Raw genomic sequence first — 25,746 nt, 5'->3', positions numbered from 1 at the left:
AAACGAGAGATTAAAGATTACATGACATACTATAATCACTACAGATACCAATGGAATTTAAAAAGGATGACCCCTGTGCAATACAGAGATCATCTTCTTCAATCTGCCTAGACTTTTTTTAAAATGTCCTTTACACGGGGTACAGTTTATACCAGGGTTGGACTCCTTTGCTGTTTACTAGTCTAGATCATGCCGCGCAGCCGATCCGCAATGACGCGCATCATGCTGCGCAGTACGTCGATGTTCTGGAAGCAGAAGCTCAGCACAAGGTCACGGTGCAGCTGGAGCAGCACCGCTGGGTCCTTTGCTGTGCAATCCGCTGATCGAGGGCCGCTGTCGATGATGGCCATTTCGCCGAAGAATGCACCTTCGCCTAGCAGCGCGTACTCCTCACTGCCGCGGTGGACACGGATGCTGCCTTCGATGATGCCATACATCGTATCTCCGAAGTCCCCTGCGCGGCAGATCGCTTCGCCAGGCTCATACGCAACTTCCTCGACCATTTGAGCCAACCAAATGAAGTCATTTGGGCCCAGATGGGCGAAGAGGTCGATCTTTTGCAAGACGAGGATCCGGCGTAAAATCGCTTCATCCCTCGTCAATTCCGCCACCGTCTGTGGCTCCTGCAATGCTGCAACGGCAGCCTCCGCCTGAGCAAGCACAAGTTCTGACCGTGCAGCTTCTTCATCCCCATCTCGTCCTTGATCTTGATCTTGACCTTGACCTTGACCTTTATCTTGTCCTTGATCTTGATCTTGTCCTTCTTCGTGACCTTGTTCTCGCACTTGTCCTTGATCTTGATCTTCTCCTTGACCTTCCACCAGAGCTTGCCCCGGATCTCCAGCCAACTCTTCCCCCTGCTCCGCCGCAGAAGCCTGCGCGTTCCCCTGTCCACGTTCCAACTCGGAGCGCAGTCTGCGCGAAAGCAGCTTCATCATTTCAACAGCAATGCTCGTCTGATCGAACATCATATCGTAGAACACAGATGAGTCCAGACGCCACAGTACCATGTCTTCTTCAGCTTTAATCGTTGCTGTACGCGCACTGTTTGTCAGAATCGCCATCTCACCGAAACAATCGCCCAGATTCAGCTCTCCGAGGAGCTGCTTGTTGCGGTAGACACCAGCTCTGCCCTCATCTACCAGCATAAGCGAGTCGCCTGGATCGCCTTCTTTAATAATCGTATCGCCTTGTTCGACGGCCAATTTATGCAGTCGCTTCGCGATAACAGATAAGTCTCTGCTCGTGAGACCCTGGAATAACGAAACACGACGAAGCAACTGCACGCGATGCATGAGATCTGCAAGCTCGACGTTCACCACCGTATCCGACTTCCGAGGCGTATGGTACTGGATCGTTTGAGTCAGCCATTCATCCCCTTGCTTAGCTAGCCAGCTCAAATGCAAATTCAGCTCAACCTTGCTTGCGGCTACCTTGGACAGATTGCGAGAGCCTGCCATGAATTTGGCCATCTCTGTACGCAAAGTCCCTTGAAGCGTCTGATCAATAACCTCTTCGGCATTGGCCTGCTGACGCGAATCTCCTTCCGACCAGTCCAGATACACGGCCTGCATGGTTTGCCCATCTTTTAGAAGCGCTAACAATAAAAACACACGTCTTGTAATGGCCGTACGAATTTCGCCGATCATCTTCTCTATTTCCGCATAGTCATCTTCACCAACAATGCATGAGCCATGCTCAGCAAACTGGGCATACAGCGTAAGCTCTTGGAAAATATACGCCTCCACCTTGCGGCTATCCGGCTGAGGCAATTGCTTACTCATGCGTTGCAATGACTCTAAGATACGGTCCCGCAAGGCGTATGGCGCTTTCTCGTAACAAGCAAACAACATGTCCATCGCACGTTGTGTTCCCATGCTTTCAAACACTGCAGGCAAATATAAGTTAATTTCCTGCTGCTCCAAGTATGGCGCCAGCTGTGGCAGCACATCATCTTCGTCGTACGCGGCGAGCGCGTCGATGGCATAGCGCCGGGTTTTGCTATCTTTTAGCATACCAATGATCGGTACAAGTAACGGAGGCACGTGCAGGATCGCTGCGGACTCCAAAGCCCGAATTCGAACCAACGGACTATTATCCTGCAAAAGGGAGATAAGCGGCTTGTAGAAGTTTTTCACACGGATTTGTCCAAATAACGCGGCCATGGCGATCCGTTCCTCTTCATGTCCGCTCTCCATCATCTCTTTGAGCTTCCCAACCGCGCGGAACATGCCTTCAATACTGTAATATTTGACTAAGCCCGCAATCGTTGCTGCTTGAACTTCAACAGAAGGATCTTCCAAATGCACAGTAATCTCATCGACATAATCTTCTTCCGCATAAGCAGAGAGCGCGATAATCGCCTTAGCTCTGACTTGTACATGTTCAGATGCGATCAGTTCCTGCAAGACAGGCTCAAAACCTTCCGGCACCTTTATCTCCACATACGCCAAGGCTTCTAAGCGAATTTCGGGTATGGCATGACGCAATAAACCGTCCAAATGCGGCGTTAGATCAAACGAGCTTGTCTCCTTCAAAAGACCGAACGCATACAGCGCTTGCTGCTTGTCCGAACCATTCAGTGCATCGATCAAGATTTGCCGAGTTACGGAATCCATGAGGTTAAGCTCGACCTTTTGCAGGTCGTCGCCGCCTGTTTTGAGATTGGACAAGAGCGTGGTTAAGTAGGCTTTCTTTACCTTAATGCCCGCAAAAATCCCCACAACGAGCAAGACTAACACGATATAACTCAACTTCTCAGGGGCTACGAATCGAGTAACGAGGAGAAGACAGATGGCTGCAAGTCCTTTGGCACCGTTACGGACAATCCCGTCCAAGAAGCCCTTCGCTTTATTCCGCCATTCCGGAGGAACGGGGAACATCACTAATTGGCTCACGGAGGAGTAGATCGTGTCACCAACAACTTTATCGCTTCCTTTGACCACAACCGCCATAGCCAGGACCGGCAATACGAGGATTCCTAGACTTCCCGCGAAGAGAGCAATCGGGAAAATTAACAGCGCCGTCATCACACCGAATCGCGTAATCACACGCCCTGACACGAACAATTGCACACAGAGGGCGATCAACCCCGAGAAGCCGTAGAAGCTTCCCATGAAGCCGGCTAATGCTTCATTTTGCAAGGTGCCGCGCAGAATGACCTTGAACTGATAATCAATTAAGGTTAGCGAAACGACGAGTGCAGCAGCCAGAATCGCGACATATTTGAGATGAGGCACACTCGCGAAAAGGCCGCCTTTTTGCTGGACAGATGACGACTTAGACGAGGCTTTGCGACCCTGCGCTGGCTTCGAATCACCCTGATCTTTGGTCATGCCCAAGATGACAAGCACAACGACAAGACCAAGTAATTGCAGTCCGGCATATACATAGATTAAATTAGCCGTTCCGACGAGTGGAACAAGAACCTTGAGGCCGAAGCCGCTCAAAATTCCGCCCATAATCCCCCCGCTGCCTACGAGCCCGATCATCTGCTTCGCTTTCCGCCCGTCCATTACCGAAGTTGCGAACTGCCAGAAGCAGACAATCATCAGGAAATTGAACACATCGTATCCGATGTAAATGACAGGAAACACCCAGCGCAGCTCGAGTCCTACACCGAATCTAGAGATCAGCACGAAAGCCGAGATCAGCGGAATCATCAGCTTGAGGAGAGTTTCTAAGCGTACCTTAGGCGAGAAACGTTGGAATACGATACCTGCTGTAATCATAACGAGTGCCTGCGGCAAGTACATCAGGGACAAATAGGAATTGTCGAACCGACTTAGGAAGAGTGTATCCGCCGCCGTTCGTCCGATTGTTGATGCCGATACCACGAAGAACAAATAGGCAAATAACAGAAATACTTTCCTGTATTCCTTCTTATCCTCACTCATTTTATTTAAAAAGGATCGATACGTTTTACTAATACTGCTGCTCACACGGCACCTCATTCTAAAAATTAAACGATCATGACTCTTTCCTAAAATTGTACCAGAAGTCCTAGGAAAAAATAACTACATTTTCAACAAAATGACGTAAGAACATACAAAAAAAGACATCATCCGTAGATGTGTCTTCCGCTAGTAGACATTTTATTAAATTCTAAAATTGTCGCCTCTCCAGCTGCGTACTGATTTCTTAATCGCATCCGGAGTCATCCGCTCCGCTGCTGCCTTCTTACAAAGTGCAGGAAACTCTTCATCCGATGCAAAACGCAAAGCCGCAATTTGTCCCATCGTTAACTTCTTATCTAGCAGCTTCTGTGTCAGCACAAAGTGCCGAAGGTTCTCTTCTGCTCGAATCGCCCGATCCTGAGCCTTAATTGGGTAGGTACGGATAAGCAAAAAAATCACAACCACAATAACAGCTATGAGGACAAAAATGACTGCTGGCAGTACTTGATCGTTGGCCTTTAAGGCACTAACAAGCTGCATAATGGATAGAACCACTAAGCCTACTGCCAACAACGAAAAGAAATAGTGATACAACGGATGCATACGTCGATGATTGACATAATTCTGAACCTTCATCTACTTATTTCCCCACAATCTGAGTAATCTCACTCTCTAATAATAGATAACGGTGCACACTTCGCATGATCGGCACTTTCGTCAAATTGTTTTTGTCCACATATTGCTTCATCTGATCTTTCGACAAACCTAAGATTTTACCCGCTTCCATTACCGTGAGCACCGCTTCATTGCTAGTCGCGTTGAAGGTTGTCTTCACCTTTTGATTCCAGTCTTCAAATGATTGCATGTTTTCGCACCCTTCTCAATCCGATCCTTCTATTATAGCACGAAAACACCCTCATCACCCAATTACCTTCATCTGCCACCTAGGACTCCTCTTCGCTCATGAGCGCCAGCAGTGCTTTCGGCAACGCAAATTTCTGATTGCTTATCATGATTTGATTCAAGGCATCTTCGGCGATATCCGCCTGCTCTTCCTTAATCACACTGATCTCAGCATGCAGCCGTTCCATCTGTGAATCGAGTGCCGCCGCTGAGGCTGCCGCTTGCTTTAATTCTTCTAAGAGACGAGCAGGTACAGCTTGGTTGCCTTCATTGAATTTATAAAATATTTTATGCTCCAGGCTCGCCCAACAGTCCATGGCAATCGTACGAATTTGCACTTCCATACAGACGCGCTCTTCGCGGTCCGACATATGTACAGGCACTTCAATGAGCAAATGTAAGCTTTGGTAGCCATTGGGCTTCGGATTTTTGATATAGTCTTTTTCGCTCAAAATATGAAGGTCATTCTGATTTCTCAACATCTTGGAAATGACATAAATATCGGACACGAACGAGCATGTAATTCGCAAACCGGCAATGTCCTTCACGCTGCCCTTAATGCCTTCGAAAGAGAGCTCTCCGCCTTTTCTCATCAGCTTTTGAAAAATACCTTCAGGCGATTTCAACCGAGATTTCGTATGTTCAATCGGGTTATATTCATGCAGCATCTCGAATTCTTGAACGAGGATATCGATTCTCGTCTCCATTTCATCCAGCGCAAACTTATAGGTCATCATAAAGCGTGTAATTTCGTGTTTAAACTTTTTCAAATCATTCATCGAAAACTGATTCGTAATCATATTCATACCGAGTCCATCCTTAAATTATCGTTATTTTTCCATTCCTTGCTAGTTTAAATCATGGAGATCGCTCTACGCAAATGCAGCGATGAGAAAAGACACCGCTTGGGTGTCTTTCGTGTCTGTTGTATGAATTAGTGCATTTTATACGTGAAGTAATCGCTTTTTAGAGTGCCCCAGCGATTCAGAATCATGTTGGCATTTTTCGTATCTTCGCTGTGAGACTACAGCAAGATAACATTAAAGTTATCCACAATGACCCCTTCTTTTTCTCAATGCTTGTACATAGAAATGGAGAGAGACACCCGCGAAAGGATGTGCTTTCCCACTATGGCGATGCAGCACTTGCTATCTAATCAAATGGAGCTTTTCCTGCAATATGGACTAGCTATTTTCTGGACCATCACCTATATTCTCATCATTATCCAAGGGTTCAAGGATCGCGCCTGCGGCATGCCACTGGCAGCTATTTGCGCTAATATCACGTGGGAGTTTCTGTTCGCCTTCGTGATGCCATTTCACCCGCTGCAGATGGTCATTTCGCTGGTCTGGTTTCTGCTGGACTGTGTCATTCTGTTTCAAGGTGTCTACTTTGCCAAAAGCCAGTTTCCGCCACGCCTGCTCCTGCCAGCGATCTTCTCTTTACTTGTCATTTCTCTGCTGCTCCATGTCGGCATGGTCGTCGAATTTCATGATCAGGAAGGTAAATACACAGCCTTTGGCATCAATCTGATGATGTCGATCTTGTTTATCAAACTGCCTTTCACACAAGGCCTCAAAGGCCAGACGATCTACATCGCCTACTACAAAATGATCGGCACCTTGTGCGCATCTATCCTCTGCTACTCGTTGTACCCGGACTCTTTTCTACTTACGATTATGTGCGTGTTAGTGACGATTGCGGATATTGTCTATATTGCGATTGTTCATCGGGCGGGATTGGCTGCTGGAAAGGTTCCCAGTTTAAATATGAATAGATAGGTTTAAACATAACATTTTTGAATAATAATAACTAGTATCTTTAAATTACTTTAAATTTAGTTTAATTTAATTGAAAAATATGGCTAAAAGCATTAATATGGAGGTATGGGGTGATGTTAATGCCGATAACCTATGCGGAAAAAAACTTATTTAGCAAGAATGCACAAGAAATCGTAGTTGAGCTCCTTGATCGTAGTTATGACAATAGTGTTCTGCTGTTTAAAGTCCTCGCACATTCTGTCCAGAACAATGCTACGCTCGTGCAATCGCTGGATGAGTCTATTTTTGAGAATACAGAAGTGTTTAAAGAGCAATTTTCAAACTTATTACAGCATGCTCTGACACAGGCTTATACTCACAAACAGGTCATGACAGAGTCAACGAAGGATTATAGCGTAAAGGAGCTTTCAAAATATTTCGGAGTTTCCGTCGTTTCCATCCATAATTGGTTAGATCAAGGGCGCTTTGAAGGTATTGAACGAGCAGGTGACCACAAGCATAATCGTATTTCCGGAGATACCTTGTACATTACAGCTGCCGGAAAAAAAATTAGAGTGGACGAAGTGGTAAAAATGTGGGAACAGCAAGAACTAGAGCATGAACAGCAGCATCAGCAAGAAGACAATTTAAGCTACTATACACGCCAAATCGCGATGTATGAACATAAATATAATGGTGAATATGAAGCGACGCTCGGCGCTAAAAATGAACTTACTCCTGAAGAAGAGACAGACGCTCAAGTTTGGAAACACCTGCTAAGGAGGCAAACACTTGAGTTTAGGAATACCAAAGAGTAACTTTATTTTTATTGAGAAAAACTTTGCAGATATTATTCAGGAAATTCGAAATGGTGCACAGGGTCTTGCGAGTGATGCTAGAACGATTCGTAAAACCATTGTTTTTCACGATTTCTCAAAAATGTACTGCATCGAAGTTCTGGAGGAAACCAGAACCGAAATTGAGTTGTACTGGTATGATTGGTATGCTGAGAATCAACAACTGATTATGAAGTTCCATGCTCACTATCATGCTGATGGTACCCCAGCTCACATTACCGTTCATGATCCGTTCCATATTCAGAATGAAACATATAGAGGGCCTAATACTCATTTTCGTGAACTTACTCAAATTTTAGAATTTATCCGATTAAGACAACATACCCTCAGGAAATAGAAAAAGACACCCAATAAGGTGTCTTTTTTCTCTACTAGTTAGCCAAAATCGGCAGACTCACATGGCTCGGATACGTCACCGAGTGATAGATCTTCTGCGTCACCACAACCGGCTGTGGATCCGAATACGGATTCAAGCCGGTATTCGTGTTCGGGAACGCGATCATTTTACTAGACGAAGTCACCGTAAATCGTAAGCGGTGCCCGACCGGGAAGGTATGTGCGATATTTTGCATAAAAATCGCAAACTTCTCGACCTTCCCCGGCGTGAGCAGCTCCGGTGCATCCAAGCCGCTCCGGTACTTCGCGCGCACGATGTAGTTCGACAGCTTGATGGAGTTCCCCTTCGGGTCCACATCGCTTAAGGTCACAACCCAATCCGTGTCCACGCCGCTGCTCGACGCGTACAGCTCGCAAGACAGCTCGCCCGCCACGGTCACGGCCTCCGCCAACACCTCGCTTGTGTACACGAGGATGTCGCTGCGCAGCTCATGCTTCCGCATGTTCTCCGGCTCACGCTCACCGCTGTCCGCAACAGGCTCCTCCGGATTGTACACGTAGGAGTCCGACTCAGCCTGCCCGTGCGCCTTCGCCGTCATCAGTGTCAGCACGCCATCGCCAAGGCTCGAGTTGGCTCGCCCGCCGCTGCCCAGATACCACTTCGTCGCCGTCGCCTCGCTCGGCGTCCAATCATCGGAGGTCCGCCACTCGTTGGTGCCGACCACATAATACCTAGCGCGCGGCTCCTGCTCGATGCCATTGGCTATGCCTTTCAAAAACCGATCAAACCAGCGCAACACGTTCACATCGTAGTTATACACAACAGCATCGTTACTGAAGCTGGCGTCCAGCAGGTCACGGGCGCGATTCGGGCCGTGCTCCCAGGGTCCGAGCCAGATTTTGCGGTTCGGCACATCGTGCTTCGTGAGCATCCGCCATGTCTCCGACACGCCCGCACTGTCACCATCGTACCAGCCGGAGATGATGAACATTGGCGCCTTCACGTGCTCCCCGCGCTCGCTATACGTGCAATTTCGCCAGAAATCATCATACTCCGGATGCTCACTCCAAATGTCCCACGGACCTGAAGCCTTCCCGATCATCTGCTGCGGAATCTCGCGAATCGGCCTCGCATCAACAGCCTTCTCTGGGCTGACCGTCCGCCCCCCGAAGATATCAAAATCCGTCCGCGTCCCCACCGACTGCGCCAACGTCCAGCACAGCAAAGGCCACGAACACACGGTACCGCCCTTGCGCACCGTATCCACGAACGGCGAACCGACGTTCACTTCGTTCACGACAGCCTTCAAATTCGGGTGCCCGCTCGTCGCTGCGGCTGTTACTACGTAGCCGAGGTACGACGCTCCCCACATGCCCACGTTCCCGTCGGACCAGTCCTGCGCTACGATCCAATCGATCGTGTCCGAGCTATCCTCGCGCTCATAAAAGAACGGCACAAGCTCCCCCTCGGAATCGGCGCGCCCGCGAACGTCCTGATTGACGACGGCATAGCCTTTGTTCGCCCACCGCATAAAGAACGTCTTCCGCAGATTGCGGTCATAGCATGTACGGATCAGAATCGTCGGCAGCTTCGTACCTGGCACCACGCCCTCTGGCAAATACACATCCGTCGCCAAACGAACGCCATCGCGCATGGGGATTAAATCCGTTCCCAGATCATCCACGCCAAACTCCGGCTTGGACAGCAAAGGATCTGCATACTCCACCAACGGTGTCACGGCCTCATAACCGTCCACGACCAGCACTTCCATGCCATACCGGTTCGGTGCCACGAAGGCGACAACACTGCCATCCACAGTCACGATATCGAGGGCAGTATCCTTACGCAATGCCCATACTTGCGCAACGACCTCTCTGCCCGCTACTTCACCTGTGTATTGGATATGCTTCTGATACACATCGCCATTTCCCAGCACGACCTCTTCATCTTGCCACTCCGCACCCGCATAATGGGACTGATTCACACTAATTTTGTGCAAAGGAAGGATGTAGCCCGCGGACTCCGCAAGAACATTTTCCTGCATCTGCGTCCGCCGACGTGCATCCACTTTGGCATGCATGATCGCACTCTCCGCAAACCTAATCCTCCCCTCATACACGCCCGCCGCATACAGCTTATAAATCGTTGTCCCCGTAGTCATCTCCGCCATCTCCTATCCGCACACCGCTTCAAACACGCGCAGCCAGTTTCCACCCATCATTTTGCGAACATCCTCATCCGAGTAACCTCTTGCCACTAAACCACGGGTAAAATTAATAAAATAGCTATATTTCTCAAGCCCCTTCACCGTTTCCGTCGAGGGTCCATCCCCTTTGGCGAACCCAATGCGAGGCGCAATATGCTCTTTAAAATAGACCAACGACCACGCCACATCACTCATCGGCCAGTCCGTGCCAATCCCGACATGGTCCACGCCGACCAGTCGGACGAGATAATCCATATGATCGAGCACATGCTCGATGGTTGTATCATTCGGATCCCCGTGGACGAACCACGGCATCGCGAACACGCCAATTACGCCGCCTGTTGCGGCAATGGCCCCAAATTCTTCATCGCTTTTGCAGCGCTTATGATTGTAAATCGCTTCAACACCTGTGTGCGAAGCAATCACTGGCGCTGTTGAAAGTCGACACGCGTCCAGTGTCGTTTGTTTGCCGCAATGACTCGTGTCTACGATGATGCCCAGCTCATTCATTTTGCTAATAAAACGCGTACCGAACTTGCTCACACCGCCGTTCGCCTCTTCCATACAGCCGGAAGCAATATAATTTTGATTGTTATAGGTAAGCTGTAGCACTCTCAGCCCAAAATTGTACATCGCCTCGAGCAGCTCGAGATTTTTGCCTAAGCCATCTGTTTCCTGTGCCGTTACGATTCCCGCTTTAAGTCCGCTAGCCTTCGCTGCGCGAATCTGCTCCGCCGTCACAGCTTTCACAAGCCACTCGTTCGCATCAAATTGACGCTGAATATCACCCATGCTGATCAGAATCTTGTCTACACTAGACACATCTAGTTGACGATTCCCTGCCGTGATACCCGAACGGTACCACTCATCTTTGAACTCGGAGATCTCTCCGCGAGCCGCCATGTCGTGAATAATTTTGCTCGGCATCGCGCTGTATGTCCATGTATCCTCTTTATACGGCTCACACGCCTCCCAAATGCTCTCGGACACTGCCTGCGGAATCGCCTTTGGAGATAGCGGTCCCTGGAACAAAAGATCAATAATAATCGAGCTCTCATGCAGCTCCCGTGCCCGTTCTTCTTGCTCTGGTGTAAGGTTGAATGGATATAATCCTTCTGTCGAATTCATCGATGCACACTCCTAGAAGTCAATGTGGGTTCCTTTGTTCGTGCGAATCGCTTCCTTGTAGATATAAGTGGCCGCTGCCAGATCCTCGCAAGCAAGCCCTAATGATTTGAACAGCGTGATAGACGTGGCGGAGCGTCTTCCTTCTTTGGCACCCACCAACAGCTCACCAATTTCAGCTAAAATGTGATCTCCACTGATGGCTCCCTCCTGCAGAGGGATCAGGTAATCACCCGCCTCGTTCACAGCGGATTCTGTGCGGTCCACAAAAAGCTCAGCCCGACGCACCAGCTCGGTATCGAGCTCGCGGTCCTTCGCTCGGCAGGCGCCAACGGCATTCACATGCGCGCCTGCTTTGATCCACGCGCCATGCACGATCGGCGTCGTCGACGCCGTCACCGTGCAGATGATATCCGCATCCGCCACAGCCTCCTGTGCGGAGGATGCAATCGAGACGAAGACAGCCGGATACCGGCTTGCCGTCTCGGCTCTCAAACGCTCGGCATGGGCCGGGTTCGGCCCCCATACCATGATCTTCGTGATCGGGCGCACGAGCAGCATCGCCTCGATGTGCGTGCGGGCTTGCTCGCCCGTGCCAATCACGGCAAGAGTCGCGGCCTCGGGCTTAGCCAGCAACTTCGTTGCTGCTGCGCTGACCGCTGCGGTTCGGATGGCCGTGATTCGGGTACCATCCACAATCGCCTCCAATTGACCATTGGTCGAATTGAATAGTGAGACAAAGCCTTGATGGGAAGGGAAGCCTTTTCCATGATTCCCCGGAAACACGGTGATCACTTTGGCGCCAACCTTCTCATCTCTTTTCAAATATGTCGGCATCAGCCCCATCACATTGCCGCCTTCCAGCGGAACAACGGATCGTAATGCCTGCACGGCATGTCCATTCACCAAATCAGCGAGGACCGCTTCCATGATTTCAATACAGGCTGGCATCGCAAGCAGCTCTTGCACTTCGGTTGACTTGATCACTAGTATGGCACATCACCTGCTTATATGTAGTTCTTGTTATTATAGCAAAGTCGGAGGCAGTGGGGGAATTTTGCAATTGAAAAAAGAGCACCCTAGGGGTGCTCCTAAACGCTTGTATTTTTAACCAGCGCTAGCCTTCCGGTACTTGAGAAAACTGCCGATACGCCACACGCAAATGTATAAATACGCCATAACCATCGTTAGCACAGCAAATTCCGACGGATCCAAACCTTTGAAATACTGGGATAATATCAAACGGACCGCGATAACGGCAATGATCACATATTTGAAATTAGGGTTAGGTTTCGAATAGACCAAACCATCCTCCCGCTTCTCATACCCCGTGTGATACAGCATAATACTGCCTAACGCGACGCCGAGCACGCCTGCACATAACAGCTCCCAAATAGCCGGTATATGAAAAGGATGATCCGGTATATGTGTCAGTGAGTTAATACTAATTCCAAACACAATGAGCAGCAGGAAAACTGGAATCAGCATGCCTCTTCCTTTATTCCGAATTGGCTTTGCTTTCCCTCGCGTTCTTAACCAAATAACTAAAATAATTACAACAGCACCGATTCCATAACCGATGAGTGTTTCAGCGTTCATATTGTAGTGCCCCTTTCGATGACAAGTTCTACAGAAATTATACGGCCACTCATCCGAATTTACCTCCGTCTCGAGACCGACAATATGATTGGACGGTAAAAAGCACCCCGCGGGGTGCCTAGTTTATGTAGCTTTTCCAGATTACGATTGAAACATTTGCTTCACTAACTCTTTATTGCGCTTCTTAAAGGCTTGATTATGCGAAGAGACCATCCCGAACTTCTCTGCTGTCGGCTGAATGTACAGTTTGGCTTTATTCACCGCATTCGCCGCGTCTTGGAAGGCTCCCGCGATCAGATGCACTTTGCCTGGATGATTAAGAATGTCGCCAGCTGCATATAGTCCTGGCACAGAGGATTCGCTGTTCGCATTACCCGCGATATAGTAATTTTCCGCTCTTGCGATCTCGATTTCACTATTTTCTAGCAAGGTCGTGTCACGATCATAGCCATGGTTGATAATCACTTCATCCACCAACACAGATGAAACCTCTCCCGTTTCATGATTCGTCAGTTCCACGCGTTCAATAGATGCGTCCTCGCCAGCTGCAAATAACTTCGTAATGGAGGTATTTAAGTGGCAGATCACGGAGCTGTTCTGTAACTGCTTCACTTGGGCTTCGTGTCCGGTTAGCTGCTCTTTGCGGTAGCTGAGAATGACCTGCTTGGCGACAGGTTCCAATTCATTTGCCCAATCGACAGCAGAGTTACCGCCACCTGAAACAACGACAGTCTTGTTCTTGAAGCGCCCCAGTGACTTCACCGTGTAGTTCAAATTCGAAACTTCATAGCGCTCTGCGCCTTCGATCTCCAGCTTTTTCGGGTTAAGGATGCCAGAGCCGACCGCGACGATCACGGTTTTGGAATAGTGCAACTGACCTGATGTTGTGCGCAGGACGAAGATATCCTCTTCGTTTTTAGCGATAGCTTCCACCTTCTCATTCAACACAACCTCCGGGCTGAACGTAAGTCCTTGCTCGACAAGCTGATTGATCAGCTTCGCTCCTGGTGTCGGTGTGACGCCGCCTACGTCCCAAATCATTTTTTCCGGATACACATGTATTTTGCCGCCGAGATGCGGTTGGAACTCGATAATTTTGGTCTTCATTTCACGAAGCCCACTATAGAAAGCTGAGTACAAACCCGCTGGACCCCCGCCAATAACCGTTACATCAAACAATTCGTTCTCTTCCATGCGCATTTCCCTCCTTAAGCCACCAATTGATATTGAGAATCATTATTAATAAATGATACTGCGTTTTGATGATTTTATCAACTGAAATAATGCTGAACGCATTGCGATGCCATGGGACAGCAGGGGATTCTGGGCTACTGGCTCCGTTTCACCGGAGTTAGTCGGTTTTGTAGACTATCTCTGGAATTTTAGCTCTGTTCCTCTAGAGTTAGTCGGTTTTGTAGACTAACTCTGGGATTTTTGCTCCGTTCCTCCAGAGTTAGTCGGTTTTGCAGACTAACTCTGGGATTTTTGCTTCGTTCCTCTAGAGTTAGTCGGTTTGTAGACTAACTCTGGGATTTCAGCTTCGTTTCACCAGAGTTAGTCGGTTTTGTAGACTAACTCTGGGATTTCCGCTCCGTTCCTCTAGAGTTAGTCGGTTTTTTAGACTAACTCTGGGATTTCCGCTCCGTTCCTCTAGAGTTAGTCGGTTTTGTAGACTAACTCTGGGATTTTAGCTCCGTTTCACCAGAATTAGTCGGTTTTGCCTACACAGGGATCTGCACGCGAAACGTGCTCCCTACCCCCTGCTGGCTTTCCACCTGGATCGTCCCTTGCGCGGCATCCACAAGGTTCTTCGCGATGGCTAGTCCAAGGCCATGACCGCCAACTTGCCGGGTTCGAGCCTTATCCTGCCGGTAAAACCGGTCAAAAACACGCGGCAGCGCCTCAGGCGCGATCCCCATTCCGTTATCCCTCACGTCGAGCGTGAGAAAGCGGGCACCTTTTTCCACTTTCTCCGCGAGGCTAATGTGTACATCTCCACCATCCAGCGTATATTTAATCGCATTATCGATAAGAATTACCAGCAATTGCGTCAATTTGCTTCGATCCCACTCCACGGTCAGCTCTTCAGCCACATGCAGCTTCAGCGCCATGCCTTTAGCTTGCGCTGCGGGAAGCAGCTTCTCAATTACACTTTCGGCGACTGGTTTCAACTGAAAACTAGAACGCTCCAGCTCGAACTCTTCCGCATCCGACCGCGCCAGCTGCAGCAGCTCACTGGTCAGCCTTGTGATGGCGTTGACCTCATCCTTCATACTCTTCAGCACGTTATTCGTGAAGGGATTGTCTTCATCCGCATCGAGCTGCAGCGCCTCGATGGAGGTGAGCATGACGCTGAGCGGGGTACGCAGCTCATGCGAAGCATCGGCAACGAACTCGCGTTGCCGCTCATACGTTTTGGCAATCGGGATGATCGCTCTTCGCGCCATACGATGACTGAACCACAGCGCGAGTACAAAGAAGAGCAGCGCCATTCCTAGCATCAGGATGAGCAATAAGCGAAACAGCTGATGCTGAAAGGTGACCTCCTTCCCCACATATAAGGTACCGATCAACTGTCCTTTCTTCTTAAGTTCCCGACTGGTCACGAGAAACCGGGCATCCTCCCCGTGTTGCGGCCGACCTTGGACGTCCACCGAAGGTTGGTCGAACGTCTGCAAGGTCGTTTGCTGAGTTCGCTCTCCCTTGAACTGCCCCTTCGCGATTAAAGCCATCATCTGCTCTCGCAATTCCGGCTGCGTTTCATCACCTAATTGCACAGCCCCTGTATCGGAAATGAGGTAATAGAACGATTGATCCGCGCTGATCGAGAAGGCATCTTCCACAGAGCGTGGTGGCTGACGTTTCGGATTGGTGTCCCCATCCACCCATTTCTGCAAAACTTGCAGCTCACTATTCGTCAACTCCGTCAGATGAGACCGTTGGTCGCTCCAGATGAACACATATAACAAAGCATACACAATGACAACGAATAACCCGAGAAAGATCATCAACACGCCGCTATATTGCAGCGTAAGTTTATGGCGTGTCTGGTCAAATAAATTCCCTTCAGACATGCGCTTGTTCAGCCAGCTCTTGTTACGCTTCAATTTTATACCCTACGCCTCTCACGCTCTGAATGAGCTCCCGCGCATCGGAAGACTCCAGCTTCTTACGAATTAATTTAACGATCGCATCGATCGATTTTAAATTCACGTCGGCATCTAAGCCCCATACTTTATCTAAAATAACCTCACGCGTAAGCGTCCGCCCTTTATTCTGCAGCAGCAGGTCCAAAATCTGAAACTCACGCGGAGACAACTGAATCTCTTGACCGCCCTGCCGAACTATCTGATTCGTCCGCTGCAGCTCCAACTCTCCCACTCGCACAACGTCATCCTGCAAAGGAGCAAAGCTTCTGCGCATCAGCGCCCGCAAGCGCGCCAACAGCTCGTCCATTTCAAAAGGCTTCACGAGATAATCGTCCGCCCCCGCATCCAGCCCTTCAACCCGATCTCGCAGCCCGTCTTTGGCCGTGAGCATAAGAATAGCTCCTCGATATCCAGCCTGGCGCAGCCTAGCACAGGTGTCGCGCCCATCTCCATCGGGCATCATCCAATCGAGAATGACCACATCATAGCTAGAGGCTGCGGCATAGGCGAAGGCATCGTTCCCCGTTTGCACCCAATCGACGCTGCATCCGGTCTTCTTTTTCAACATATACGTCGTTAGCTCGCCTAATTTCACGTCATCTTCCGCTAATAAAAGCTTCATCGATAAACCACCATCTCTCGTTCGCTCTATTACGATTAAGTATAATCTATCGCCTTCGGGCTTTCACCGTAATTTCACCAAGTGGGGTTAAGATAGGTCTCATGGAACAACCAATCTACGAAAACGAAAGGAAGATCCCCATGAACACAAAAACGAAAATCATCCTCGCAAGCGCATTAACCGTTGTATTAGCAGGCAGTGGTGTTATTGCTTTAGGAGCTAACAGCAAGGCATTAGCAGCACCAGAATCCGAGCAAACAACGACTACAGCCCCAACACAGGATAAGCCAGCAAAACCTAAGCCAAAGCAAGGGGAAGCCGGCAAGCCAGGTGGCCCTCGCGTAAATGGTGAAAATCCACCTCCACCTAACCACGACGGTTTGGATTGCCCGGGGCAAGGAGAAGGAGGACGAGCAGAAGCACCAGCAAGCCCGCCGGTAAGCTCAAATCCTTCGAATGGGGAAGCAACCAACGGAATTACGAATCCTTCTACTTATTCCGTCGTCATTTCAGGTGGTCTCATAACAGATCCTCAGGATAAAGGACGGCCCGTTGTGCTGATTGCCGCCGCTCTCGGCGTACCTACTGAGGTGTTTCGAACAGCTTTTAGCGGAGTGACGCCATCTGGGTTAGACAGCCAACCAAGTCATGAGCTCGCACAACGAAACAAAGCCGCTTTACTGAAGGTACTTGGGCCTTACGGCATCACCAACGAGCGTCTGGACGAAGTATCTAATTTCTACCGCTACAACGGGAATCGAACGGCAACTTGGCATAAAACCTCCGCAACCGCAACAGCCATCGTCTCGGATGGTGTGGTAACAGGCATTACGATCACGAATCCGGGTGCTGGCTATTCCTCCACGCCAACAGTTAGCATCACTGGACCTACTGGCACCATAACGGCCAAAGCCGTGGTGACGTATACGCAAGATTTTAAGACGAATGGGAGTATCACCTCGATTACCCTCGATTAAAATGAGAAGGAGCCTGTCACAGATCATCTGTGGCAAGCTCCTTTTCCCATTAATATTTGGTACAACAGGAACCATTCATTCTCCCAGCCGTCTTGTCTCCGCACGAAGATTGGTAGTATGATAGGGAGATACTTAAATTAACCAGAGGTAAATTAAATAATGAAGATCAAAGATTGGGATATTAATTTAAAAATCCGCCTCGGCGGAGAAACCGCTTTTAACGTTATTTTTTGGGCATTCTTTCCGTTCTTATCCATCTATTTCGCCAATTCCTTCGGGAAAGGTTGGACAGGTATTCTTCTCGTCTTATCGCAGGCGCTTTCTGTGTTCGGCAATTTGCTCGGTGGGTACAGTGCGGATCGCTTCGGGCGCAAACGAATGATGGTGATCGCCGCTTTGGGACAAGCGCTGGGCTACGGGATCTTCGCTCTAGCCGCTTCTCCATGGCTGGCCATGCCCATTATGAGCTTCATTGGCTTCAGCTTCGCTAGCTTTTGCGGCTCGTTGTATTGGCCTGCCAGCCAAGCTATGGTGGCGGATGTCGTGGACGAGGAGCATCGCTCCAGCGTATTCGCCATCTTCTATACAGCCGCGAACATGGCTGTCGTTGTAGGGCCTTTGCTCGGCTCCCTCCTGTATAAGGACAATCCATATCTCGTGCTGGCCGCGGCTGCTGTCGTTTGCGTGTTACTCGCACTCATGATGGCACGACGCTTAAACGAAACACTGCCGAAACAGCTAGCGGATCGCCATCGCTCACAAGCTGGCACCCCTTGGTACCATGCCATCGCGGTGCAGCTGCGCGACTACAAAATCATTGCCACAGACCGCGTATTCCTGCTGTTCGTCATCGCTGGTGTGCTGCTTTCGCAGACCTTCATGCAGCTCGACTTGCTTTTTCCCGTCTTCTTGGAAGAAACGATGCCGCTCACGACGATTTTCTCCTACCATGACTGGGATCTCCAGCTCACTGGTAAGCAGCTATTCGGTTTAATCGTCTCCGAAAATGGTTTATTCGTTGCTCTCTTCACCGTCATCGTGACCAAATGGATGCTGGCGTATCGCGATCGCTATGTGTTCATCGGCGGGGCCCTTTTCTACGCGCTCGGCATGGTGATGTTCTGCCAGATGTCCACCTTCTGGGGATTAACTATCGCGATAGCCGTCTTCACGCTTGCCGAGCTCATGTCCGCAGGACCACAGCAAGCCTTCGTGTCCAGACTGGCGCCGGATCATATCCGCGGCCAATATTTTGCTGCTTCTAGCTTGCGTTATACGCTCGGGCGCACCATAGCACCGCTATCTATCCCAATCAGCAGTTGGATCGGCTTTACCTGGACGTTCATCTTGTTGGCGGCACTTGCTGTATTGTCGGCAGCCATCTACAACATGATGTTTAATCAGTATGATAAGCAAACTGCGGTGCAGTAGGCTAAGAATTAGAAAAAGCACCCGTGAGGGTGCTTTTTTTCAACATTTGCAGGGATGCCGTATCTGTTGCGGCTGAGACAACTCCCAGTTAGGCTCCACTTATCAAATAACTGGAAAATACGTAGTTAATTTCGACGATTCCCTGCCGCATCTCACTTTAACTGGAAAACATACAGTTGTTTTCGCGCCAATCTCACTTTTCGGCCAAAATGTATGAATTTAGATGTAGGAAATCCATTTATTCATCCCAACTTACCAAAACACTCAAAAATAGCGGGAGAAAATCCATCTAATCCGGTTATCATTACTCACATGCAATACCATCGTTGTCTCCATCTAACTTTGCGCTGTAGCCTGGCTCGCCTTTTTTGATTTTATAAGCACCAGCCGCATTGGCCTCCTTGCAGGAGTTGTAAATCACCGATGGTTTCGATGTCGTTGTTGTCGATGGTTGCGATGTAGTGACGGGTTTCGGAGCTGCCGTTGTGGTTGACTTTGCCGATGGCGTTGCGCTCCCCTTCACCACACCCTCATGATACCCATCCTCTTGGGCATAATTTTCCACGCTCCAGATATTCAAAGCCTTCTGCTGTGCTTTCTTCTGAATCTCACGGAACTGATCCACATATTTCACGTTAGGCGGGTAGATGTACGCAACTCTGGCGTAGCCATATTCGAGCAGCAGCTCGTTGAACATGTTATCCCCTATGTAGAGATAGCATAGCAACCGACCATATTTATCCCGCTCCGATACATCCAGTTCCAGCTGAACGTCTTTGCCTGTGAGCATCGTTTTGGCATAGTTGGACGCTTCCAGCGCAAAAGGCTGAACAGGCTTCTCGGGATCCACGCTTTCTGGCGTATCTACAAGCAACAAACGGATCGTTTCCTCTTTGGCTTTGCCACCCTCGGTAAAAGAAACCTTCATGGTATCACCATCAACGACCCGAACTACTTTTGCGGGAATTCGCTTATTTACCGCAGATTTATCCGATCCCTTGACGGTTGCCTTGTTAGACGCGGACGCTGCTGCGGAAGGTGTTGCAATATCAACATCTACTTGTGATGACGAACATGCCGACGTCACCATGATAAGCAGAACGAAAATGCCTGCACGGACAATTTGTTTTTTGACACAAAAGCTTAGGATTGCGTTTACCATTGCGTTGTAACCTCCATATGATGACTGTTCTAGTGGTCTATGATCTCGTATGTACGCTTCCTATTATATCAGATTGCATGGTACACGCTCTGGTCAATTCACAAAGAAAAAAGCACCCTTCAGGGTGCTTTTTTCTTATGACTACGGCGTTCCGCTTCGAAACGAAAGCGCCAAATCCAGCACATGCTCCGTTTCGTTATAGGAGCCAATATCCAGCTTCTGATTGCCGTCAAAATCAGCGATCATTGCCCGCCGTTCCTTCCCTTGTGCCCAAGGGCCAAATTCATTGTCCAGCGGCTGGAAATGGTTCCCTCCCTCGTTCTGGAATACCCGCCAAATGCCCGTCTCGGCCGTGTAGGCAATTAAATCGCTTCGCCCGTCGCCATTCGTATCGCCGACTAACAGTTGGTCGCTATTTCCAAAGGAAACCCCGCCTGCCGTCTGGGGCTCAGCGAACATCCCTTGCCCTTGATGATACATAATGGATACACGTCTATCCTTATGTGAGACGCACAGGATATCATCATCTTCATCCGTGTCCTGCATTTGGGCCGTGAAAATCTCTGCATCCGCGGGCAGCGTTGTGTTTGTCTCTGTATATGTCAACTGTTGATTCAACAGGTTAACTTTCACAAGTCCCTTGTCTCCTTTGGCAATTAAACCCATGCCATGACTAGATCGAAGCGCGCGAACATAAGAAAGTCCCATTGGCAAAGCGCCGATTGTGCGGACTGGCAAGAACTGACGCTTATCCGCTATGGCCACCCGCACATTTCCCGTTTCTGTGTTATATGCGAGCAGATCTTGCTTCCCATCGCCATTCACATCGACAAGCAGGAGTGACTCCTCGGGTGCAAACGTTTCTCTTAACCATACTTGTGAAGCTTCCTGCGGGCGATTTCTCGGCATATCATAACTCCCGGGAATAACCAGAACGCGATGCAGCTGACGTACAACGACATCTGCATGTCCACGGCCTGTAACATCGCCAAACATGACATTTTGCAGCTTGGTTCTAGGTGGCAGCATCACGCGATGCGCTGGGGTGAAAGGGACGATATCATGCAGCGACATCCAGCGATAGTCTAGTTTTTTGAAGCCAGTAATCAATTTATGCAGGTAGGAGCCCGTGTCTCCCTCTTTATATTGATAGACGGGAATACCGTCCTTCTCTTCTGGATTTCCATCTGCGGCCATTACAGGCTCTAGGTGCGAGAACTCCAAAAACGGATGGAAGTAAAAGGAGGCTAGTCCGTCATCCTTCGCTGCCTTCTCCAACATCCGGTCAACCGATTCAGCATCACTTATATAGCGATATGGCGCAGGGACATAGACCGAACCCAAACTATCTTGTCCGTACGTATTAATCGTATCATAGGTATTCATATCATCACGGGCATTTTTGGCGTAGAGATCAGGCTGATACATAAGGCCGACGAAGGAACGAAACACCGCCTGTTGCTCATGGGTATCTTTATAGTGGGGAGACTCCCAGAACGCCGGATGTAAACCCGCGCCAGCAAAAGCAGCCAAGCTTTCTTTCATCCGTTCCGCCGCATAAGAGAGCTCTTGCGTTTCCGGTGCATCTTTAATGTTAAATTCTGAGCCTATTCCTGAATTTTGCTCACCATCCGAGCGATACGTCTCGCCATATTGATGCCGGTACCCGTGCATACCCAATACGCCGCCTTGATGCTCTGCCTGTTGAAGAAGCTTAATGAATGCGCTTACTACTTCATCTGGATTCGGATCGTCGATCCCTTTTTCCTTCCAGACACCGTCATCTTGCAAACTCATCCTTCTTGGAATCACAGCAACATGAAAAGGCACATGCTCAGACTCGATATAGGTCATGACGGCCCGCAATTTCCCTAGGCCTTCGAGCGTGTTGTAGTCGCCGCCAAGTCCGACATCCTCCAGTCGAATCATAGCATGACGCTTACCCATATTCGGAGAGTCATTCATCTCTGTATTCAAAGGGATATACGCGGCAAGCCCAATGGCTGCAAGAACACCTCCGACGATCCCTATTCCAATTTGCTGCCACAATTTACGTTTCACGCTAGCCTGCTCCCCCATTATGTAAAACGTAGATTATATCTATGATTTCGACATTTTTCTCCTAAATTATATATGAATCTATGATTTCTTACTATAAGAGTTTGAACAGAGGTCAAAATGAATTAAAGCAAGGGTCTGACAAACTTGGAAACGCTTCCAATTTGAGGGTTACTGATGAATTACTCCACCAGAACACTTTAGTCCGAAATTGCCTAATTAATTTCACTGACCGCGCCATTACAACCCAATTAGTCCTAAATAGCCCTACTAAATCGACCAAAAAAAACGCTTACACAGCGGAAATGGGTATTTAATTCGGCAAAAGCGAACTATTGGCCTTTTTTGACAAGTAATCCTCGTTTTAGTTCGGGGAAATCCGACTAACACAGCTCACCTGTTTCATCTTGTGAGAGTAGGGTAAGAATAAAAGTAATACAATCTCTTTACTTTCAGCTAATACTGCAATGACATACGCAACGTAAGATGAAGATATCTTATTGTAATGGAGGCATCCGACGATGACAGCCAAAATAGGTTTCGTATTTTTCTGTATAGTGTCCCTATCGGTTCTAGGTGTTGCTGCCAAAGAGAGTCAGCCCAATCAGCTCGTGGATCAACGTATGGAGCAACACATTGTTCCTTCGTACTCACCAGCCCTTTATGACTCCACCGAACAATTCGAGTATGAATTCGAGTGGCAAAACGGGAAAATTATTGCGAATCCACAGTAAGAACACTTCTACATATACGTTAACTTGACTAGTTAACCCAAATAACCCCCCGACTCTCGCAGTCGGGGGGTGTACTAATTAATTTTGTCCAACTCATCTAAAAAAGCAGATCTATTCGGATATTTCAACCGGAAATGTTGAACTAACTCCTCCGCGCGATCAACACCATTCGCTTTGATCATGTGACGGATGAGTTGACACACCTTCTTATACTGATTTCGATTCGTTGCATTAGCTGCTTCCTTCGTAATGTAGGTCACGAACAAATCGTAAACTTCTTCTGCATACTCATCTATTAGGAACTGATAATACTCCACCACATAGCTGTTATTCTTTTGGACATAATGAAGCAGTCTCTGTATCTCCTTCTCTTCTGTAAGCAAACGCCTGTATAAGGCATCTGTTTGCCAACCTCGACTCAATTCAAGTTCATTCAATATCCTCTCTCTTACAGCCTGCCAGTCATCATTGCTATATAACTCTTTTAAGATCAAGTAAAAAGAATATTCGCCTTGTGATACAAATTCCTCCGCAAGCTCTATTTGCTTCTCAACTTGCTGCGTACATTTGTAAATTTCGAATTGATACTTTTTCCACTTATTAACCAGTCCTGGGTAACCCTTACTTGCATCCTGACGTTCGCCTTGCTCAACTAACTGCAACGCTCTATCCCATTGGTTTTGTTCCATTGCATCATCAATGGCCATCTTACGGAAATCGGAAAAATCGAGATGATCTTGCAAGAAAGTCGCTGCCTCTTCTGGACTATCCAACTTCTGAATCACCTTGTACTGGAGCAACGCAACTTGTTCAGCAACAAACGAACTATAGGAGGAACTGGTTTCATCCTTAACTAGTTTAGCTAGTTGCTGTTCCCACTGTGCCCTCTCTTTTTCATTCGTTATCAGTAGCATGCCGTCTTCCAGAATTGATAATTGCCACTCGCTCCATCCTTCGAGGTTTGCATGCGCTGACTCCTTTAAAAGCAGCTGAAAAAGGTCCACTCTGTCCTTGCTGGACATGCTTTCGATATCACTCGTTACCTGATTAATGAATCCTAGACACTGTTGAATCATACCGCCTACGATGCCATCAGAATCATCACAGGATTGAAGTAAATCCCCCATCTCATGCAGAATGCAAAAGTTTATTTGGACAGCGGGCATGTGCTGCCCACTTTCCAATACTTCTTCGGCTTTGACCATGACCATTTCTGCTCCAACTACAGCCTTGGACACGCTGCGATACGCGACAAAACCATATCGGTCTGCGTTTTGTTTGATATGGGTTCGAATCATTTTTTTATAGGAAGTTAATGCCTCACTACTGCTGGAATCTTGAAATTTAAGCGTAAGCAATTGCTCTACTTCTTTGATTTCCTCCGAGAAGTGGACAAGTAACGCAACCAATTCTTCTTTGTTAAGTTTAGACAGCTGATCAGCCAAGCTTACTTTGCTATTCTCGTTATTTTTCACCTTCATACAAATCACTGCTTTCTTTAAAATATAATAATCTGGCTATTTGCGGCGGATTTCATTCCCCACTCTTATTACTCATCCCATACTTCTTCCCCCACTCCCCCATACGCTCGAGGATCGGTATGAAACTTCGTCCTGCTTCCGTCAGAGAGTATTCCACCTTCGGAGGGACCTCCTGATAGACTTTCCGGTGAACCATGTCATCCTTTTCTAACTCTCTCAACTGCGAAGTCAGTATACCTTTCGATACGCCTGGCACCAGTCGTTGCAGCTCACCGAATCTCCTCGTTTCCCTTAAATGCCACAGAATAAGAATTTTCCACTTCCCTGCAATGACATTTTGGGTTGCGGTAACGGGGCAGACTTCGATTTGTTCCTCTGGAATTTCCCCCTGAAACGTTGTCCGAGACATGCGCAATCCCGCTCCTTCCTTGATGGTTCTATTTTTATGACTAGGTCACTTTATAATGACTACTTACATATTTCGAGCTACTATAATAATATATGACTATGCCGAATTATCCAACTACATTTTATATAAACAGGAGGACATCCATCATGTCAAAAATCATCGTTACCGCAGCAACAGGTGAATTAGGGAAATTAGTCGTCAAGCATTTATTAGCAAAAGTTCCAGCAAGCGAGATTGCTGTTAGTGTCCGTAATACAGAGAAAGCCACTGAATTTGCAGAGCTAGGCATTGAAGTTCGATATGGTGATTGGGATGATCCAGCCTCACTGGAGCAAGCTTATGCGGATGCATCTAAGCTTTTGCTGATTTCTTCCCCACAAGATGAATCGATCAGTCGTATTCGTAAACACGTTAATGCTATTGAAGCCGCTCATAAAGCTGGCGTCCCACACATCGTCTACACAAGCTTCGCCTTTGCGGATATCGATGCTTTCGCCCCTCTGGCTAACGTCCATCTAGCAACCGAATTCGCGCTGAAGGCATCAGGCATTCCAACAACGATCCTGCGCAATACGTGGTATCAGGAGCTTTACATTAATCCAAGCTTGCACGCTTACATCGATAACGGCAGCATCATAAATTCAGCTGGGACAGGTAAAATTAATACAGCGACACGCGATGATTTAGCCTTGGCAACTGCGACTGTTCTTGCTGAAGATGGACATCAAGGCCAAGTGTACGAGTTAGCGTCATCCGAGTCATGGAGCTATGAGCAATTAGCAGACATTTTATCACACGTATCCGGTAAAAAAGTAGCTTACCAATCCGTCTCTGACGCTGACTCCTTGCAAGGTATGCTTCAAGCTGGGCTGCCTGAGGGGCTTGTTCAATTCGTAGTTGCCATTGACAGCAAAATGGCTGCAGGAACAGAAGGACGCACGTCCACAGACCTCGAGAAGCTCATCGGCAAAAAACCAACTTCCATTCATGAAAGTATTGCGCTATTATTCAATGAATAACCGTTTTATTAACCCAACAAA

General features: G+C 48.4%; 23 protein-coding genes. 8 read left to right on the top strand and 15 right to left on the bottom strand.

Annotated elements, in window-relative coordinates; all coding sequences use genetic code 11:
* Positions 1-111, top strand: a 111-nt coding sequence (locus tag AB4114_RS27545) for an IS3 family transposase (RefSeq protein WP_441991330.1), incomplete at its 5' end; no start/stop codon positions are given.
* Between the two features lie 71 nt (positions 112-182).
* On the opposite strand, the gene AB4114_RS27540 is transcribed toward AB4114_RS27545, so the two are convergent.
* From AB4114_RS27540 to AB4114_RS27525, 4 genes are all read right to left on the bottom strand, one after another.
* A complete protein-coding gene (locus AB4114_RS27540; protein ID WP_441991327.1) occupies positions 183-3,941 on the bottom strand; it encodes an Npt1/Npt2 family nucleotide transporter in 3,759 nt (1,252 codons plus the stop codon).
* 156 nt (positions 3,942-4,097) lie between these two features.
* Positions 4,098-4,532: a DUF6526 family protein gene (locus AB4114_RS27535; RefSeq protein ID WP_441991326.1), complete on the bottom strand. Its 435-nt coding sequence runs from the start codon at positions 4,530-4,532 to the stop codon at positions 4,098-4,100.
* A gap of 4 nt (positions 4,533-4,536) precedes the next feature.
* Positions 4,537-4,761 carry a hypothetical protein gene (locus AB4114_RS27530; RefSeq protein ID WP_056611059.1) on the bottom strand — a complete coding sequence of 75 codons (225 nt, stop codon included), beginning with the start codon at positions 4,759-4,761 and terminating at the stop codon, positions 4,537-4,539.
* Positions 4,762-4,840: 79 nt separating this feature from the next.
* Positions 4,841-5,599 (bottom strand): GTP pyrophosphokinase, encoded by a 759-nt coding sequence (locus tag AB4114_RS27525; RefSeq protein ID WP_171629961.1) that lies wholly within the window; start codon positions 5,597-5,599, stop codon positions 4,841-4,843.
* Positions 5,600-5,929: 330 nt separating this feature from the next.
* On the opposite strand from AB4114_RS27525, the gene AB4114_RS27520 reads away from it, so the two are divergent.
* The 3 genes from AB4114_RS27520 (at position 5,930) to AB4114_RS27510 (ending at position 7,753) form a co-directional block, all read left to right on the top strand.
* Positions 5,930-6,580: a transmembrane-type terpene cyclase gene (locus tag AB4114_RS27520; RefSeq protein ID WP_441991325.1), complete on the top strand. Its 651-nt coding sequence runs from the start codon at positions 5,930-5,932 to the stop codon at positions 6,578-6,580.
* A 113-nt stretch (positions 6,581-6,693) separates the two neighbouring features.
* Positions 6,694-7,377, top strand: a complete 684-nt coding sequence (locus AB4114_RS27515; protein WP_441991324.1) for a hypothetical protein — start codon at positions 6,694-6,696, stop codon at positions 7,375-7,377.
* Positions 7,352-7,753 carry a toxin-antitoxin system TumE family protein gene (locus AB4114_RS27510; RefSeq protein ID WP_441991323.1) on the top strand — a complete coding sequence of 134 codons (402 nt, stop codon included), beginning with the start codon at positions 7,352-7,354 and terminating at the stop codon, positions 7,751-7,753. Before AB4114_RS27515 ends, AB4114_RS27510 begins: the two co-directional genes overlap by 26 nt.
* A 34-nt stretch (positions 7,754-7,787) precedes the next feature.
* Here AB4114_RS27510 and AB4114_RS27505 read toward each other — a convergent pair whose 3' ends face one another.
* The 7 genes from AB4114_RS27505 to AB4114_RS27475 all read right to left on the bottom strand — a co-directional run bounded on the left by AB4114_RS27505 (position 7,788) and on the right by AB4114_RS27475 (position 16,454).
* Entirely contained in the window at positions 7,788-9,914 is a 2,127-nt protein-coding gene (locus AB4114_RS27505) for a CocE/NonD family hydrolase (protein ID WP_441991322.1), read from the bottom strand.
* Positions 9,915-9,926: 12 nt separating this feature from the next.
* Positions 9,927-11,087, bottom strand: a complete 1,161-nt coding sequence (locus AB4114_RS27500; protein WP_441991321.1) for a dipeptidase — start codon at positions 11,085-11,087, stop codon at positions 9,927-9,929.
* Between the two features lie 12 nt (positions 11,088-11,099).
* The gene (locus tag AB4114_RS27495; RefSeq protein ID WP_441991320.1) at positions 11,100-12,071 is read right to left on the bottom strand and encodes an ornithine cyclodeaminase family protein; all 972 of its coding nucleotides are present in this window, start codon (positions 12,069-12,071) and stop codon (positions 11,100-11,102) included.
* A gap of 120 nt (positions 12,072-12,191) precedes the next feature.
* On the bottom strand, positions 12,192-12,683 hold the full coding sequence (locus AB4114_RS27490; protein WP_441991319.1) for a CcdC protein domain-containing protein: 492 nt from the start codon (positions 12,681-12,683) through the stop codon (positions 12,192-12,194).
* 141 nt (positions 12,684-12,824) lie between these two features.
* Positions 12,825-13,877 carry an NAD(P)/FAD-dependent oxidoreductase gene (locus AB4114_RS27485; RefSeq protein ID WP_441991318.1) on the bottom strand — a complete coding sequence of 351 codons (1,053 nt, stop codon included), beginning with the start codon at positions 13,875-13,877 and terminating at the stop codon, positions 12,825-12,827.
* A gap of 527 nt (positions 13,878-14,404) precedes the next feature.
* Positions 14,405-15,790, bottom strand: a complete 1,386-nt coding sequence (locus tag AB4114_RS27480; protein ID WP_441991317.1) for a sensor histidine kinase — start codon at positions 15,788-15,790, stop codon at positions 14,405-14,407.
* On the bottom strand, positions 15,780-16,454 hold the full coding sequence (locus tag AB4114_RS27475; protein WP_441991316.1) for a response regulator transcription factor: 675 nt from the start codon (positions 16,452-16,454) through the stop codon (positions 15,780-15,782). Before AB4114_RS27475 ends, AB4114_RS27480 begins: the two co-directional genes overlap by 11 nt.
* 140 nt (positions 16,455-16,594) lie before the next feature.
* On the opposite strand from AB4114_RS27475, the gene AB4114_RS27470 reads away from it, so the two are divergent.
* Together AB4114_RS27470 and AB4114_RS27465 are read left to right on the top strand one after the other, a co-directional pair.
* Entirely contained in the window at positions 16,595-17,431 is an 837-nt protein-coding gene (locus tag AB4114_RS27470) for a hypothetical protein (RefSeq protein WP_441991315.1), read from the top strand.
* 159 nt (positions 17,432-17,590) lie between these two features.
* Positions 17,591-18,862, top strand: coding sequence for an MDR family MFS transporter (locus AB4114_RS27465; protein WP_441991314.1), 1,272 nt, complete (start codon positions 17,591-17,593; stop codon positions 18,860-18,862).
* Positions 18,863-19,166: 304 nt separating this feature from the next.
* Here AB4114_RS27465 and AB4114_RS27460 read toward each other — a convergent pair whose 3' ends face one another.
* Entirely contained in the window at positions 19,167-20,024 is an 858-nt protein-coding gene (locus tag AB4114_RS27460; RefSeq protein ID WP_441991313.1) for a thermonuclease family protein, read from the bottom strand.
* Between the two features lie 141 nt (positions 20,025-20,165).
* On the bottom strand, positions 20,166-22,085 hold the full coding sequence (locus AB4114_RS27455; RefSeq protein WP_441991312.1) for a DUF2334 domain-containing protein: 1,920 nt from the start codon (positions 22,083-22,085) through the stop codon (positions 20,166-20,168).
* Positions 22,086-22,603: 518 nt separating this feature from the next.
* On the opposite strand from AB4114_RS27455, the gene AB4114_RS27450 reads away from it, so the two are divergent.
* On the top strand, positions 22,604-22,816 hold the full coding sequence (locus tag AB4114_RS27450; protein ID WP_171629356.1) for a hypothetical protein: 213 nt from the start codon (positions 22,604-22,606) through the stop codon (positions 22,814-22,816).
* A gap of 74 nt (positions 22,817-22,890) precedes the next feature.
* On the opposite strand, the gene AB4114_RS27445 is transcribed toward AB4114_RS27450, so the two are convergent.
* Positions 22,891-24,297, bottom strand: coding sequence for a hypothetical protein (locus tag AB4114_RS27445; protein WP_441991311.1), 1,407 nt, complete (start codon positions 24,295-24,297; stop codon positions 22,891-22,893).
* 52 nt (positions 24,298-24,349) lie between these two features.
* Positions 24,350-24,706, bottom strand: coding sequence for a winged helix-turn-helix transcriptional regulator (locus tag AB4114_RS27440; RefSeq protein WP_441991310.1), 357 nt, complete (start codon positions 24,704-24,706; stop codon positions 24,350-24,352).
* Between the two features lie 146 nt (positions 24,707-24,852).
* Between AB4114_RS27440 and AB4114_RS27435 the strand changes: the two genes are divergently transcribed.
* A complete protein-coding gene (locus AB4114_RS27435) occupies positions 24,853-25,725 on the top strand; it encodes an SDR family oxidoreductase (protein ID WP_441991309.1) in 873 nt (290 codons plus the stop codon).
* Positions 25,726-25,746: the final 21 nt, after the last annotated feature.

The sequence above is a fragment of the Paenibacillus sp. 2RAB27 genome, assembly GCF_052115445.1.
In the GTDB taxonomy this organism is placed as follows: domain Bacteria; phylum Bacillota; class Bacilli; order Paenibacillales; family NBRC-103111; genus Paenibacillus_E.
This window is presented reverse-complemented; position numbering and strand designations above follow the sequence as displayed.